General features: G+C 72.5%; 4 protein-coding genes. All 4 read right to left on the minus strand.

The features are described from left to right. Positions 1-51: 51 nt before the first annotated feature. Genes WME98_RS41225 through WME98_RS41240 form a run of 4 tightly spaced genes read right to left on the minus strand, consistent with a single transcriptional unit; the run spans position 52 to position 17,145 of the window. Positions 52-11,265, minus strand: coding sequence for a LysM peptidoglycan-binding domain-containing protein (locus tag WME98_RS41225; RefSeq protein WP_437947142.1), 11,214 nt, complete (start codon positions 11,263-11,265; stop codon positions 52-54). A gap of 14 nt (positions 11,266-11,279) precedes the next feature. Further along, a complete protein-coding gene (locus WME98_RS41230) occupies positions 11,280-12,488 on the minus strand; it encodes an endonuclease/exonuclease/phosphatase family protein (protein ID WP_437947143.1) in 1,209 nt (402 codons plus the stop codon). Beyond that, positions 12,485-15,898: a hypothetical protein gene (locus WME98_RS41235; RefSeq protein WP_437947144.1), complete on the minus strand. Its 3,414-nt coding sequence runs from the start codon at positions 15,896-15,898 to the stop codon at positions 12,485-12,487. The genes WME98_RS41230 and WME98_RS41235 overlap by 4 nt, the downstream gene beginning before the upstream one ends. After that, positions 15,895-17,145, minus strand: a complete 1,251-nt coding sequence (locus WME98_RS41240) for a hypothetical protein (protein ID WP_437947145.1) — start codon at positions 17,143-17,145, stop codon at positions 15,895-15,897. Before WME98_RS41240 ends, WME98_RS41235 begins: the two co-directional genes overlap by 4 nt. Positions 17,146-17,153: the final 8 nt, after the last annotated feature.

Here is a 17,153-nt window from a genome sequence, read left to right on the forward strand (position 1 = left end):
CCGGACGGCCCGAGCGCTTGGCGCCGACCCACATGCGTCGAGGCGAAACGCTCACGCGCTCTCCGTGGCCACGAGCCCATAGCGAACCGAGCGCACCGCGAGCAGCGGTTTGTCGGCGGACCACGCTGCCTCGGCGAAGAGGCTGACGTCGAAGAACACCGCAGCGTTCGTGTGCGACGGCTGCACGGTGCGATCCCAGGCCGCCACGAAGCCGGCCAGGTTCGCGGCGAAGGCCGCGATTTGCGCGCCGCCGTCGCCGTTGATGACGAGCTCGACGCTCGGCACGAGGGCGACCGGGAGGTGCGTGAAGATGTGGCCCGCGCTCCCCGTCGCCGACGCGCACCCGCGCACCGTCGCCGAGGTCACGGGCCGCGTCAGCTCGTACCCGTAGCTGGCGGCGACCCGGAGCACGCGCGTGCTCCCCGCCGGCGCTGCCGAGCGCGCGAGCAGCGCGACCAAGAACGCCGAGAGCGCGGCCGCGAGGCCGTCGATCGGGCCGGCGCCGATGTCGAAATCCGCGGGGACCACCAGGAGCGGCACGAGCGGCGAGGAGAAGCTCGTGTACGGCGCGCTGTAGACGAAGAGCTCGTTCGTCTCCTCTCCGTCGATCAGATCGGCGTTGCGCTGCACGGCGGCGCCTGCCTCGACACAAGGGATCATCGCCACGTCGAGGCTCGACAGGCCGACCCGATACACGAGCGAGATGCCCTTCGGGACGCCCGGCGGGTACCGGTAGACGCCCTTCGTGCCCGACGACGACACGAGCTGGAGCGGGCGGAGCCCCTGGCGGTCGCCGGCGTCGACCGCGAGCGCGGGCCAGAGCGGCGCGGGGTTCTGCGCCTCGGCGATCAGGTCGAGCTCGGCGAGGTCCCCGGCTCCGCCATCGGAGTGGAGGAGCGTGTAGGTGTACGCCCCGGGGGCGATCTCGTCACTCTCGCGCAGCGCCGCGCCGGCCGCGATGGGCGGCGGCACGACCGCGTTCGACGGCCACGCCGCGGCCACCGCGGCGGCGATCGCGGCGAACGCCGACACGGCGCACCGGTTGACGGGGTCGGGCGGAGCGCCGGGAGCGCGCGTGGTCAGGAGCGCCAGATCGCGCTGCAGATCCGGGTAGACCGAGGCGAACTGGGCCAGGGCCGCGAAGATCGGAGCGTCGCTCCCGAGCTCGGTCCGGCGGTCGCCCGCGCCGGGCGCGATCCCGATCGAGAGCCGCAGCCGGCCGGCGTCCTGAGCGGCGTCCTGGTGCGAATACAGCGCGGCCGCGTTCCAGCGCACGAGCTGATCGACGGTGGCCGGAGCCGGGTACGTCGCGGCCGCGGTCTGCGACACGAGCGTCGGCGGCAGCGGGTACGCGCGCAGCGGGATCGGGAGGGTGACGCCGTTGATCTCGCCCCGGTCGTCCGCGATCGGGTGGACGAGCGTGAGCCACCGCGACGACTGGTAGCCGTCGGGATCCGGCGCCCCCGTCGGCACCTCGATCTCGCCCACGGCGTAGCCGAGATCGACCGTCGCGTTGCGCTGCTGGGCCGCCGACTGCACCGTCAGGAGGAACGTCAGCGGCGCGGGCGCCGCCGCCGTCGTGCGGGCCAGGGGGGCCTTCGCGGTCGAGAGCGACGCGTTGCGCACGGGCGCGCTCGACGCCGGCTGGGTGAGCGTCGCCTTCCCCGAGAGGCGCGGGGCGGTGACGGGATCGGTGTACGCCGACGCGACGTCGACCGCGGCCTGCACCAGGCTGGTGACGGAGTAGGCGCTCGAGAGCGTGACGAGCAGTGACTGCTCCATCGCCGCGATCGCGGCGTCGCGGCGCGGATCCGCGCCGCCGTACTCGCCCGGCCCGCCGCCGTGCATGACGTACTGGACGCGGCCCGCGATCGAGCTCGCGAGGGTCTGCTTCGCCGCGACGATCCGCTCGAAATCGGCCAGCGACACCTCGCTCGCGGGGACCGCGTAGACCGGCGAGAGCAGGGTGTCCGTCGCCGCGAGGAACGCGGCGCCCCACACGTCGAGATCGATCGAGGCGAACACGATCGGCAGCGGCGTGCCGGTCAGGCCCGCGCCGGAGACGTACGGCGTCACGCTCGCCGTCCCCGACACCAGCGAGGTCGAGAGCGGCGGGATCGCGAAGGATCGCACCGCCGGCGCGCCCTGGAGCTGGAAGCCGATCTGCGGGCCGCTCGGGCTGGTGAAGTTGATCAGCCAGAGCGTCCGGTCGCTCGCGTCGTCTGCCTCGGTCGGCGGATCGCCGGTCGCGACGCGCACGCCGGGGATCGCCGCCTCGACCGCGGTCGCGAGCGCGTCGAGCGACAGCGTTTCCACGCTCGCGGCGCCGCCGCCGCCGTCGGGCGGCACCTCGAAGGCGCTCGCCGCGACGCTCGCGACGTCCTTGAAGGCCTCGTCGATCCACCCCGGCGTGCGCGCCTCGATCACCGTGACGCCGAGGCGCACGATCGCGGCGGTGAACGAGGGCGCGATCGCCACGCCGAGCGCACTCTCGACCGCGGCGGGGAGCACGAGCGCGCCCGCGGGCACGAGCGCGACGCCGGCGATCGCCGCGGCGAGATCGTCGATCGACGGCGGCGGCGCGCCCGGTCGGGTGAAGCGGCGGAGCAGCGCGTTGAGCGTGTCGCCGGCGAGGGTCACCAGGGTGACGCCGCCGAAGGAGAGCGAGACGCCTTGCGCGACGAACCCGAGCACGGCCGCGTTGGCGCGCGCAACGCGGGCGGCGTCCGGGGTGCCGTCCGGCGCGAGGATGCCGTAGCGAGACGCGATCCGCGCCAGCGTATCCGCCGCGCCGCCCGCCTGGGCGATCGCGATCATCGGCGGGCACAACCACAGCCCGCCCTCGCGCGGCAGGCGCGGCGTGGACGCGTTGTCGCGCGCGAGGCTCGCCGGGGTGACCGTCACGCCGATCGCCGCGAACGCGGCCATGAGCGACGCGAACGTCGAGCTCGCGTCGGTCGGGACCGTCTTCCCGGTCGCCGTGTCGCGCACCGCGATCCCCGCGGCGAGGAGACCCGGCCGATCGACGTTCAGCGGGCCGAGCGCGGCGGGGTCGCCGCCCGCGAACTTCGCCGCGATCGTCGCGAGATCGGGGTCGGTCGCGAGGGCGCGATACGGCGCGTGACGATCGGCGCCGTGGTTCGTCACCGTCGCCGGGACGGTGAGCGCCGCCGAGGGAGCGAGGAGCGCGCCCTCGTTGACGGCGGGCGGATCCGCCGGCTGGAGGTCGAGGTAGAGCGCGCGCCCGAGCGTGGCCGGCGTCACGCCGTGCTGCGCGGCGAACTGGGCGATCGTCACCCCGCCGCCGGGCGGCGACGCGGTCGAGCCCGGGCCGAGGTAGAGCGACGTGCCGGCCGCGTAGAGATCGGCCACGCCCTCGTTGGCGGCGGCAAGCGTCGCGACGGAGAAGCCGAAGCGCTCCTGCAGCGACCCGAGCGAGTCGCCCGGGAGCGGGGCGAGATCGTCGATCGCCAGCGTCGCCGGCGCGCGGAAGATGCCGGCGGTGGTCTGGTTCGCGACCGCGATCTCGCCGATCGTCACCGACAGGCCGAGATCCGAGAACCTCTTTGCCAGCGAGGGGAAGTCGTCGCCGCTCGTCGTCACCGTGATCCCCGCGATGGCGAGATCGAGCCCGTCGGCGAGCGGCACGGCCGGGTTCGCCCGGGCGATGCCGGCCACCGACGCCTGCGTCGCGGCGGCGAGGGTCGTGAGCGAATCTCCCGCGCTCGCCTGCACGGTCCGCGCGGGCGCCGCGAGGGCGATCGTCATGGAGAGCCCGGCCCACGGGTTCTGCCGGGCGAGCATCACCGGATCGAGGCTCTTCGCCGCGGCGATCGAGGCCAGCGAGTCGCCCGCCGCGGTGGTGTGGAGCGCGGGGATGGAGAGCGGCGCGGCGCCGAAGACCGTCGCGTAGAGGGCCTGGTCGTTCGCGGCGAAGAGGTCCGAAAGCGCGATCCCGTAGAGGGCGGCCACGGAGCCGATCGTCGTCGTCGCGTCCGGCGGGGTGAAGACCACCGGCGTCGTCGCGCGCAGCGCGTCGAGCACGACCCAGGCCCCCGCGACGAAGTCGCGGAAGGGATCGACGGGCAGGTCGTGGGCGATCGGCGCGTCGCCGGCCTCGAGCGTGGTGGTGAGCGCGAAGCCGACGTCGGGCTGCGCGAGCTGGTAGTACACGCGCAGGTAGGTCGCGAGATCGGCCCCGACGTTCTGCGCCGCCCGCGCGCTCGAGATCGCCGCGGTCGGCAGGTAACGCGCCGTCGCCATCGAGAGGCGCAGCGCGATCGAGGGGCCCCCCTCGCCGCCGGCGATCGAGTACCCCGCCGCGCACGACGGCCACTGCCCGAGCCCGACCACGTCGTCGAAGTAGCGGACAGGCTGGGGGAGCGAGCCGCCCCCCGGCACGGGCAGCGTGTTGCCGAACGGATCCTGGAACGCGAACGCGAGGGTGACGCTCGCGCTCGGACCGACGCCCGCGTACGGGCTCCCCGCCGCCGGGGGCAGCGCGGGGCTCGCGCTGCCGTGGTGTTCGATCGCGAAGGGCGCGATCGCGACCGCCTGGTGGTAGTCCCACTGCGGGTTCGGCGCGTCGGGCGGCGGGGCCCCGCCGCCCTCGGTCGGGCTGCTCTGCGCCGGCCCGACCGGCACCCCCTCGCCGCTCTTCACGAAGTCGGGATCGCCGCTCGCGTTCGGGACGATGCGGTTGCCGAGCATGTGGAAGAGCTCGTCGAGGATCGCCGCGCCGTTCATCTCGGTGAGCGCGCGCGCGTTGCCCGGATCGGGGTTCGCGCGCGTGAGCTGGAAGCCCGCGCTCCCCGCGGGGATCGCCGCGGTGCGCGCGAGCGCGCCGGGGTAGAGCTGCACGATCCCGGTGGGGGCGAGGATCTGCGCTGACGCGTTGGCGCCGAAGGCGGCGAGCGCCGTGGGCGTGAGGCCGCTCCGGGCCGCGAGCGTGGCGAGCGTGTCGTCGATGCGCACCGCGTCCGCCTTGGCGCCGCCCGATCCGTCGGGGACCTGCACGGTCGCGCCGGGCCGCAGGAGCTGCGGCACGTCGGCGTTGAGCGTCGCCACCGCGCCGGCGTCGAGCGAGAGCCCGAACCGCGCGGTCGCGTACGTCGCCGCGTCGGCGAGCGAGCTCGGCGCGGCGACGAGCCAGGTCGCCGCCTCGACGAACACGTTGCTGCTGGCCGCGTCCACGTTGTCGCCGACGATCGCGCAGTTGTTGAACGGCAGCATGGGCGGGTGCGCCGCGTTCTGCGAGGCGAGCACCACGAGGAGGACCAGCTCCGCGATCGGGCCGTTCGTGAACAGCGAGCCCGGAAGGCCGCCGCCGCCGTTCGCGTTCACGTAGCGCAGGTAATAGCCGCCGCTCCGCACGATCGAGGCGTCGCGGATCAGCCGCAGGAACGCGCCTGCGCTCGTGATCGGGGCGACGTGCACGGCCTCGCCCCCGTCGCCGACGAGGAACCGGGAGCGCGCGCTCCGCGCCCTGGCGCCGCTGTGGCTGAGCGTGGACAGGTTGGTCTGCACCATTGCGGTCGCGCCGCCGAGCGCGTCGGAGAGCAGGCCGGCCGGCGTCGCCGAGGCCGGATCCGGCGGGTAGAGCAGGTACAGCGTGGCGCCGTCGCGCGCGAGCTGCGCGTCGATCGCGTCGAGCAGCGCGATCCCGTCACCGTCGGTCCCGACGACGGACACGATCGTGGCCGCCGTCTCCGCCGCGGCCTCGTCGGCCGGAAGCTGCTGCACCGAGAGCCGCAGCATCGTCGCCCACGCGAATCCCTTCGCGTAGGTCACGGTCATCCCGTCCGCGCGCTGGTGCGTGCCGACGGCGATCGTGTAGGGCGGCTGCGCGGCGCCGTCGGCCTCGAGCCGCGCCACGAGCGGATCGGGGAACACCCACAGATCGGGGCTCCCCGCGACGTTGCCGAGCTTCGCGGGGTCGAACACCGCGTCGGCCTGCAGGGCCGCGGGCTGCCACGCGACGTGCCGCTGCAGCGTGGTCCGCGCCGCGGAGCGGCGGAGCAGCGGCAGCGCGGCGAGCTCCACGGCCGGCGCGAACGTCGCGCCCGCGATCTCGCCGATCACGGCGGCCTGCTCCGAGGTCAGCCCGAAGCTCAGCGACCCCGGCAGCGTCAGCCACGGCGCCGCCGCGCTCTGATCGAAGGCGATCGTGTACCCGACCGGCGGCGGCGACGGGATGGCGACCTGCTGCCCGGTGAGCGCGTAGAGCGGCAGGGTCACGATCGCGCCCAGCTTGGTCGGGTCGCGCATCTCGGCGAGCGTCAGCTGCTCGAACGCCGGGTCGCCCGGATCGGGCAGGCGCAGGCCCGCCAGCAGGAAGCGCGAGGCCATCGGGGCGAGCGTCGTCCACTGCGTCGCGGCGAGCCCCGCCACCAGCGCGTCGAGCGCCATCTCAGTGACGTCGGCGACGGTGATGGCCGCGCCGGGCGCGAAGATCGCGAGCGCCGCCGCGCCGTCGATGGCCACCTCGAGCGCCTCGAGCGTCAGGTTGAAGAGCGCGGCGATCGACGCGAACGTGTCGCCCGCGCGGACCTCGTAGGCGAGCGGCGGCAGCGCGAGGAGGGCCTGCGGCGCGAGCAGGTTCGCCTCCGGCGGGGCCGCGAGGAGCGCGGCGATCACCGCGTCGAGATCGGTCAGCAGGCGCGCGGCCATCGACGCGGCCGTCCCGCCGGCCTCGACGGCGTGCGGCGTCGGCGGGAGCGCGATCGTGGTCCCCGCCGGCTGCGGCGCGCTCGGGTCGGTGACCTTCAGGGTGTTGTGCGCGAGCACCCACGCCACCATGGAGACGAGGTCGACGAGGTTCTGCTGGATCGCGATCGACGTCGCCGCGACGCGGATCAGCGTGTCCCCCGGCACGGCCGCGTAGGCCGCGAAGGCGGCGCCGTCTGGCATCGCGACCTGCGGGTGCTGCGCGGGATCGATCGGCAGGTTGAGCGCGGCGATGGGGTCGGTGCCGTCCGGGAAGAGCCCCGCGTTCGCGGGGAGCGCCAGGATCTTCTGGGCGAGCGGCTGCAGGCCCGACAACCCCTGCACGAACGACGCGGCGGCCGCGCGCACGGCGAGCCGCGCGAGCACGAGGTTCAGCGTCTCGCCCGCGAGCGTGGTCCACGAGAGCGCCGAGAACGTCAGGGCCGCCCCGGCCCGCAGCACCCCCGCCGCGCCCGCGTTCTGCGTCGCGATATGCTGCGCCGTGATCTGCGCGCCGGCCGGGAGCAGGGCGTTGAACGCGGCGGCGACGGAGGCGAAGCTCTCGCCGAGCGAGATCTGGTGGTGCACGCCGTCGAGCGCGAGCGGCGCGGTCGGGGCCAGCACTGCCGCGTCGCGGTTCGGCGGGACGACGGCGATCGCCGAGAGCCCGGGGGCGCCGAGCTGCGCGCGGATCTCGCTCAGGCCGAACGGCCGCGCCGCGTCGGCGTACGAGAAGGCGTAGGCGTGCATCACGTCGCCGGCCGCCTTGACGACGGCGCGGAGGAGCATGGCGAAATACTGCTCCAGGACGATCTGCGCGATCGGGGTCGCGTCCCCATCCGCCGCGCGCGCGCCCGGCCCCGCGGCGCCGCCCTGCTGCGCGACGAACTTCTCGTAATCGACGGCGAGCAGCGCGAAATACGCCCGCATCTTCTCGAGCGTCACCTCGTCGAGCGAGCGGAAGCTCGCGAAATCGATCGTCGCCCCGCCCGCCGTCATCTTCAGCACCGGCGGCACCGGGAACACGCCGACACCGGTGTCGCCGCCGTCGCCCGCCTGCGGCGCGTTCAGCGAGAAGCGGTAGTTGCGATCGAGGAAATCCGCGAGGTACGCCCGGTAGTCGACCGCCGAGGCCAGCGCCACGTCGTCCGCGAGCGCCCGGCTCGCGAGCGCCACGTCGTCCGCGTCGACCCGGCCGTCGTCGACGGGCTCGCCGAGGCTCGCGCGCGCGTTGGCGATCGCCCAGCGGGCGAGCCCCTCGAGCACGTCGCCGACGCCCGGCACCGCGGCCGCGGCGCGGGGCGGGGCGTGCGCGGCGAGCGAGCCGGCGCGCGCGGGGATGCCGTCCTCGATCCCGAGCAGCAGGGTCATCGCCACGCCCCCGCCGGCCCGGGTGAAGGCTGGCATCGCGTGGAGCGGGATCGCGCGGGGGCTCGCGAAGACGGTGCGCGCGCTCCAGGCGAGCGTCACGTCGCCGGCCGCGAGCCGCGCCGCCATGCGCGCGAGGCGCTCGTGCCGCGCGAGCCCCGCGAAGAAGCGGCGCTGCGGCGCGTGCACCGATCCGCGGCGCGCGAAGAGCTGCCGCGCGGCGGCGCCCGATGGCTCGGCGCGGACCCAGGGCGTCGGCGATGCCGATCCGATGGTGAACGAGGCGCCGATCGTCGCCCGGAAGGAGCAGTGGATGGTGAAGAAGACGATCTTGACGCTCACCTCGACGGAGACGCTCACCGACATCGAGATGTAGATCGGCTGGTGCGCCTCGATGACGAGGGTGACGCTCGCGTACGCGGTGATGGAGACGCTCGCACGGACGATGGCGAAATCGATCGACCCGTAGAGGCGGCCGGTGATCGCGATCGTGCCCTGGAGCCAGTAATACTCGTCCTTCGGCGTCGCCGCGTCGGTGGGGTCGAACCACCCGATCACGCCCTGCAGGACGCCGACGATGGTGACCGAGAGCCCGCCCGAGAGGATGCCCTCATCGAGCGTCTTGCCCACGCCGACCGAGAGCGCGACACCGAGCTCGATCACCGGGCTGAAGCGGCCGTTCGTGATCTTTGGCACCCGGCTCGACGTGTCCCCGTCGAGCAGCGCGAAGTAGAAGCCGCCGTAGCCGATGAAGGGGAAGACCTGCAGGCAGAACGAGTTCGAGAAATCGAGCCCCTTAGGGAAGCCGAGATCGACCCGGAAATTGCCGTTCGTGTAGATGTCGAGCACGACCAGCGGCAATGTCAGCGACACCTCGCCGAACTCGAGGTGTCGCATCGCGTCGGGCAGCTTGAGCTCGATGTGATAGACGCCGATGGTGCCCGTGACCTTGCGATAGAGGATCTCGAACTTCAGCCCCGCGAAGCTCTTGGCGCGCCCCCCCGAGAGCGCGATGAGGATGCCGTAGAGGTTCGGGTCGTTGAAGACGAAGGCGAGCTTCAGAGTCTGGAGGATTGTGAAGTCGGCGCCGACGAGCCACCCGCTGTCCTTGGCGAAGCGCAGGCCGTCCTTCGAGGTGAGGTTGGGGAGGTTCGATCCGCCCGCGGGCAGCGCGAGCTTCTCCATCTTGTCGATGACCTCCTCGACGTTCTGCGGCCTCCACGCCGGGTCGAAGGAGACGTGCTGGCCGATCCCGACGTAGCGGAGATCGAAGATCTTGTCGCCCGCCCCCGGGACCGCCGGCGGGTTCTCGTTGATCGGGTCCCACGAGAGCTTCGGGTTCGACGACCCCGTCCCGAACTCGACCCCGAGGAACGTCCCCGAGATCTCGATCCGCGTGGTGCTCGGCCCGGTCGCGTTCTTCTTCCACGAGATCGCGAGCTCGGTGATCGTGAGGAAGCCGAGATCGATCGACGCCTCGTAGGCGAGCGAGACCGTCTGTCGGGTGACGTCGGCGTTAAGGACGAAGGCATCCAGGCGGACGTCGAGGAGCTTGTCCCACGGCGCGTCGAACGAGACGTCGTACGTGGGATCGACGAGGTGGACCAGGTGACCGAGCATCGACCCGACCGTCTCGCCCACGAGGTGCACCGTGAAGACGGTGCCTATCGCCGGATCGCTGCTGAGGACCGCGTCGACCTGCGCGGTGATCGGCCCGAGGCTCAGCTGGCCGTCGAGCGTCGCGGTGTATTTCTTCGTGGCCGCGGACGCGTCGACCACGACGCGGATCGCCATCTGCCGGAGCGCGAGGAGCTGCGCGCCGAAGAGCGAGAAGCTCGCGTCGGCGACGGCGCCGATGCCGAACGTCTTGGCCGCCTTGTCGATGTCGATGGTGAAGTCGCTGACCGCGATCCGGAGCAGATCCTCGGGGACGGTGATGCCGCCGTCGAAGAGCGTGTCGGCCACGTCCTTCAGCGAGAGGGTGAGCGGCGCGCCGCTCTGCCGGCCGCCGATGCGGAGCCTGGGCAGCTCGACGGTGACGTCGAACCGCATATTCTCGTCGTAGTCGAAGCCGGCGTGCAGCGTCATCGTTTGCACCGACGCGCCGCTCAGGAAGAGCACGCTCCAGGTGCCGTCGAGCGTGAGCGTGTAGTCGCCCCACAACGTCCACGGCTTCTTCAGCGTGCCGACGCTGAGCGAGAGGGCCGTCACCGACCCGCTCGTCGAGAGGGTCATCACGTAGCCAAGGAAGCCGAACGTGTCGAAATACGGCTTCAGCTCGGCGGCGGGCCCCTGGAAGAAGTCGTCCCAGGTCTGGCCGGCGACGAGCGAGCCGAGGTTGCTCAGGCTGGTCGAGAAGCCTTTGGGGAGCACGCCGATCTGCAGGAGCGGCGACGACCTCGACACCACCGGCATCATCGCGCAGAGGTCGACGATCACCTGCGATCCGCCCTCGGCGCCGAAGGAGGCGGTGGCGGCGAGGTAGAGCCGGACGAGCAGCTCGACCGCGCCCTCCGCATCGGTCTTGCGCGCGAAGGCGACCCCCGCGCGCGGGCTCTGGAGGGTGAGGATCGAGCCGATCCCGAACGTCGGCAGGCCGAGGTCGGCCTCGAGGGTGAAGCTCAGGTTCCCCCGCGCGTCGCGGGTGAGCGCGCCCGTGAGCGGGAACGCGCTGGAGAGGTTCATCAGCGTCGCGAGCGCAGCGAAGATCCCCGTCAGCGAGAGCTGCCCGTCGAACGAGAGGCCCCTCTGCCCGCGGGTGGCGAAATCGAGCTGGGGCGCCGCGAGATCGAGATCGTCGTACGGCTGGTACGCGAGCTCGGGGAAGCTCGTGCTGAACACCCACGGCGCGGCGGCGCCGGAGCGCCAGGTGCGCGTCGCGACGGTGAGATCGAGATCGATGGCGCCGCCCACCGCGAAGGTGATGGTCGCGCTCCGGTCGCCCAGGTTAAGGAAGCCCGCGGATCCCACGGGGACCGCGGCGGCGAGCGAGAAGCCCGCCGCGGGCGGATCGGCCGGGATCGTCGCCGGATCGACCTGCAAGAGCAGCGAACCGTCGGCGCGCAGGAGATCGCGCTTCACCAGCGCGTCGACGCCGCTCGTCCCGAGGACGGCGTCGTTCAGCGTGATCCTGCCCGCGTTCGCCGTCGCCTGCTGCCGCAGCAGATCGGCGAGCTGTTTCGAGGTCATCATGGCTGCCGCTCCGCTCAGACCGTCACGAGGATCGGGAGGTGATCGCTGGTGCCGTCCAGCGTCGTGTCGTCTGTCTTGTCGGCGCGCTGCGGCTGCGCGATGTGCCCGTAGTTCCAGCGGCTGCGGAAGGTGGTGAGCGCCAGGTCGGGATCCTCCTCCGTCGGCTGGATCGTCGGGTATTCCGCGAGGGCCGTCTGCATGTCGGCGTCGAATGGCGGGCTCGGTGTTCCGGCGACCCGGTCGACGACCGCGACGGTGGGCTGGAACTCCGGCGGCTGCCTCGCGCCCTTCCCGTAGCCGACGAAGGCGTAGTCGATCGCCTTCTTGGTCTTGTAGTTGGCCCAGGTCGCCTTCGTGCGCGCCTTTACGCGCGTGGTCTCGTAGACCGTCTTCAGGAACGAGTGGGAGCTCGGCGTCTTGACCAGCTGGAGCCGCTGGTCGACGCCGAGCCACGTCAGCTGCTGCGACGCCGCGGTGCTGTCCGAGTTCAGATCGACGTTGAAGTCGCCCGTGACGACGGTGATCTCCCCGTCTCCCGGACTCATCCCCCGGATTTCGCGCATCTGCGCGACGGCGTCGGCCGCCGAGGCCGGGGTGGTGTGCACCGAGTACAGCTTGAGGACGCGCCCCGTGGCGCGCTCGGTGAAGCGGGTGAGGAACGGCCTCCGATTCCAGGCTTCGGGGAACCCGAGGGAACCGCTTTTGCCGTTGCTGAACAGGCACTGCCCTGCTGCGGTGTTCCCGTCGGGCACCGCGACCTTCCAGGGGGCGTCGTACGCGACCCCCACGCCGACGGGCCAGGCGCCGTTCGCGGTCCACACCCACGGCCCCGTGAACTGCAGGATCTTGTCGTTCCAGAAGACGCCGATGCACTCCGTGTAGGTCTTGCTGGCGAGATGGTCCTGCGGGTTCAGGAGCAGCGGCGGGACCAGGCGCCAGTCCGTCCCCTCCATGTACTTCTGCAGATCGCCGAGCAGATGGAGGAGGCCGTCGGGGCCGCCCCCGGCCGCGAGCGAGCCGACCGCGCCCTGTGACGCCTGCGGCTCGACGATGACGAAGACGTCCGGCGCCGCCTGCCTCACCGTGCTCGTGATGTAGCTGATGTTGGCCAGCGTCCGCAGGAAGTCCTCCACCTCCGCGTCGGGATCCTCGTCGAAGCCCTCCGATCGAGGCTCGATGCGGCGCTTCGTGAAGAACTGGATGTTCCAGACGAGTATTTTCACGACGCCCTCCTCCGCGGAAGCGCCCGCGCGGCCTTCGCCCCGCTCGGCGTCTGCGCCTGATCCTTGGCGTAGGCCGCGTACCAGCCGAGGCTCGAGTCGTGCTCCTCGGCGGGGTTGCCGAAGAGCGCCATGTCGATCTGCCCGGCGGGCGGGAACTTCAGGCCCAGGAACTTGAGCGTCAGTGCGTTGAGCAGGAGGTAATAGGTCGAGGGCCCGTCCTTGCCGAGGACGATGGCGCGGAACCCCAGGCTCAACACGCCCTCGACGCTGATGGTGCCCTTGCCCCCGTCGCTCCCGGGGAGCTTCAGGCCGAGGAAGACCTTGTACGCGCCCGACGACGGGCTCCACGCCGCGAGCAGCTGCGCGGTGAACCCCACCTTCGCGGCGAGCGCCCCGGGCGAGCCCAGGTCGAGGTCGAACACCAGCCCGAACCACGGGTACACGAGCGCGCTCTGCGTGAGCGGGCTCTGCACCCCGAGGTAGCCCATCCCGCCCGGCGACGCGACGCTGTCGGCCTGAATGAAGGCCGAGACCTTGATCGGGAAATGCAGGTAGAGGCTGTCCGGGCGCGCGGTGCTGCTCGACGGGTCGAAGGCGATGCCGGTCGCGTCGAACGCGAATACGCTGCTGTCCTGCACCGCCGGGTCGAACGTCATGCGCACGAGGAGCTTGCTGTACGCGAGCCCCGCGACGTCGCTCGCCCCTTGGCGGCCGAACGAGAAGACGTCGAGCCCCTCGAGCGCCGCGAAATCCAACAGGCCGGCGAGCGCGAAGTAGGTGTGGGTGAGCCCGTCGCCGCTGTCGAGCTGGGTGACGAGCTGAGCGCTGCCGATCTGGATCTGCCGAAAGACGCTCCCCTCGGCGAGGGGGAACACGCGCGGATGGTTCTGCGCTGTCTGGAAGAGGTACGTGTCGTAGATCTTCCCCGCGATCGTCTGCCGCTGCAGAACGCCGTAGAGGCACAGGATCCGGTCCGCGGCCGGCAGGTCGACCGCGTCGCCGAAGAGCTCCGCGACGAGCAGCTCGATCGTGCTCGAGAACGAGGTGATCGCCGAGTTCTCGAAGAGCACCTCGAGCAGATCGACCTGGAACTGATAGGCGGCGCCGTTCGGCGTGATCGGGACGCGCGGCGCCTCGTAGCGGATCAGCGCGAACATCGACGACGCCTCGATGGAGATCGGGCTCGTCGAGGCGATCTTCGCGGTGTTGATCCCGACGTGGTGGGCGTGGAACAGCGCGGGATCGATCCCGGCCGCGAGCCCCTTGCACGCGTCGGGCAGCGCCTCGAGCGGCGTCTCGGCGTTGAGGATCAGGATGCCTCGCCACGCCGCGTCGGTCACGGCGGCGACGAACGTCGCGAACTCCGCGATCCCCTTGCCGCCGTCGTAGGCGTCGATCGCCCGCTGGATCAGCAGCCCGACGCGGGTCGAGGTCGCCTCGTCGTCGACGTTGAACGGGGCGGCGCTCGCGCCGGCCTTCGCCCAGGCCCCGGTGTCCTTGACCAGATCGACGAGCTGCCCGTCCGCGAACTTGAAGATCAGCGTCGTCCCCTGGAGCGCCGGCGGCCCCGTGGTGGCCCAGGTCGAGGGATCGAGGTCGAACGTCCAGCCCTCGATCCGGATGCGGTTCTGCGACGGATCGGCCGAGAGGTGCGGCCCGATCGCGGCCGTGTTGCTCGCGACCAGGAAGAGCTGGTTCGACGCGATCGCGGTGCGGAGCGCCGCCCCGTTCGGCAGATGACGGAGCGAGAAGCGCGATCCGTCGGGTATCTGGGCGAGGACGAGCTCGTCCATGGTCTGCAGCGTGGTGTCGGCGAAGATCGCCAGCAGCCCCTGCGGCGTCACGCCCGCGAATCCGGCCTCGGGCGCCGCCGCCCTCGCGAAGGCGGGGTGCGCGGCGGAGGCCGGCGGCGGGCCGCCCTCCCTCGCGACGATCGCCCGGCGGTTCGGGCTCAGCACCTTGGCCTCGAGCGCGAGGTATGCGTCGAGATCGGGATCGCCGGCCGAGACGCCGGCGTACGGGAAGATCGGGGCGGCGGCCGCCGCCGTGGCGGCGGCCGGCAGCGCGTTCGCGGCGACCTCGAGGTAGACGAGCGGATCGAACGCGGCGCCGCTCGACGACGGCTGGTGGAGCACCGCCCCGTCGGGCTGCGCATAGTACGTGAGCGGCGCCGCCCCGGGCTCGGTCGGGAGCGCCCACGCGGTCGTCGCGTCGGTCGTGAGCGTCGTGGCCGCCTGCACGCTCGAGGCGGGATTGAACCCGCGCGCGTACGCGGGGCTCCCGGTGAAGAACGAGAGCGCGTTCGCCCCGGCGCCGAGCCCGACGTACTCGACGCCGGAGAGGCCGCACATGAGGCGGCTGTTCGGCGAGGTCACGGCGACCGCCGGCACCGCCTCGTCCGCCCGGGTCCCGCCCGCCGGCCTCTCGGTCGAGAGCGCGAAATCGCCCTTCGGTACGAGGGTGTAGAGATCGTCGGGCGACGGCGGCAGCGCGCTCGGGCGCGACGCGAACACGAGGCGCGCCGGTGCCCCCGAGGGGCCCGCGCCGTCGGCGTACGGCGTGAGGAGCGCGCGATAGCCGGTCACGGTCGCGTAACACGACCGCAGCGCCCCGCCGCCCGCGGCGAAGGTGAAATAGCTGCGCCCCTCGGCCGCGCTGAAGGGCGCGAGCGACGCGCCCAGCGTCGGTGTCTGACCGGGGTCGAAGACGGGATATGCGAGCGAGGTGACCAGCGTGGAGACGCCGCCGTCGGTCGAGGTTCCGGGTGTGGCGTAATAGGCGCGCAGCCCGACGTCGAGGTGGGTGAGATCGGAGACGCCGCCGGTCGCGCCGAGCGAGAGCGGGAATTGCAGCGATCCCGCGTCGGCCCCGGTGAGGGGGATGGACACCGATCCTGCGCCGCGGAGCGCGGCCCCGCCGAACTCGGTGGTGAGCGCGATCGGCCGCGCGGCGGTCTGAGACAGCGTGAGCGCCTGCGCGGCCGTGTCCAGGCCGAGCGGCGTGCCCACGCCGACGACGAGCGCGTAGTTGCGATAGCTGACCACCAGCGCGCGCCCGGTGACCGACGGATCGATCGGCGACGTCGAGAGCACGTACCCGTCGAGCGCGCCGCCGCTCGGCGTACCGCTCGGGAACCACGCGACGCGGGGCGTCCGGAACGCGGCGTCGTCGAGGAACGCCCACGCCGCCGCGGCGAACACCGCCTCTCCGCCGGCGGGGAGCGGCGTCTCCAGGAAAATGTACGTCCCCGCGAGCGCCCACGTCTGCGAGAGATCGAGGGTCGCGGGCGCGCTCGCGCCCTCCGGCAGGAGGAACCAGCGCGTGACGCTCCCGGCCGGCGGCGGCTCCCCGTCGTCTGAGGCCGCGTACAGGTCCGCGATCGCGGCGGAGCGCAGATAACGGATCATCACGCGCCCACCGGCAGGTTCAGGATCAGCCCGTCGCCCGGCCAGAGCGGGAGATCGTACGCGCCGGGATCGACGATGGCCGCGCTCGTCGGCGCGAACGCGACCAGCACGCCGGCGAGCGACCCGAGCTGCTGCGAGGAGTACACCGGGCGCGTGAGGCGCACGGAGTTCTGCGCGTTGCTCGACGAGAGGGGCTTCCAGCGGGTGAAGCGCTCGAGCAGGTTGTCCACCGTGGTCCCGAGCGGCACCCAGATCGGCTGCATCGTCGCGCTCGAGACCCCGAGGAGGACGCAGATCTCCGGGATCACCACGCCGCGGCCGAAGAAGCTCGCGGAGTAGGGCGGGCTCGCACGCAGGGCGGCGAGGGTGTTCGCGCCGGTGAGCGTCACGTTGGTCTCCGCGCCGAGCGCGCCAGGCGCGCTGCCCGCGATCACGCTCTGGGGGTAGACGAGCCGGTGGTACTTGTACCCGCTGTTGGCGAGCGCGAGATCGACGAGGCCGTAGATCGGCCCCGGCGACGCCGGCGGCGGCGTGATCTGCGGGGAGGCGACGGCGCCCAGGAACGCGTCGAACGCCTGCACGGTGGAGCCCGAGGCGGTGCTCGTCGCCACCTCCCACGCGAGCGTCCCCGTCGAGACGTAGCCCGAGAAGGCCTGCTTCGGCGGGGCCAGGTATTGCCGAACCGAGGGCTCGGGGCGGAGCCGCATTCCGGGCATCACGTCGACCGCGGGCGGCCCGCCCGTGCCCCTCCCCGACTCGAGCCCGCACGCGTAGAGCAGCGCCTCGCCGACGGGGAGCGGCATGCACTGCACGAGCGCCGCGGCGAGCATCGACGTCGCGCCCGGGATCAGGAGCGGCGTCGGCGCGAGCTCGAGCGACGCCTCGATCTGCGCCACGAAGGAGAGATAATTGCTGCGGAGCGCGGTGCGCGCCTGCGCCCCGGTGCTCCAGGCGTTCTTGCCTGTGAGCTGGAGAGTGACGTTGACGTTCGCGCGCGTCGGCGTCCCGCTCCAGCTAGCGCTGAGGACGAAGTCGTCGTTCGACAGGCGGAGCGACGACGGAGTTCCGCTCCCCGTGTAGAGATAGGGAATGCTCAGGGGCTGCTGCGGAGTCTTGCCGGCGTAGACGCCCCCCGGCGGGAGGACCCACGCCTGGGTGACCCCCGGCTGATCCGGCCCCTCATAGCCGGTGTGGACCAGGTACTGATTCACGAGGATCGGCGGAGCCTGCGTCGCTTGCACTCTTCTCACCCCTTATC

The organism is Sorangium sp. So ce296 (assembly GCF_051529605.1).
Lineage (GTDB): Bacteria > Myxococcota_A > Polyangia > Polyangiales > Polyangiaceae > Sorangium > Sorangium cellulosum_D.

Excerpts from the sequence above, each read along its gene's own strand:
- WME98_RS41225 (WP_437947142.1), bottom strand. The coding sequence starts at position 11,265 with ATGATGACCTCGAAACAGCTCGCCGATCTGCTGCGGCAGCAGGCGACG.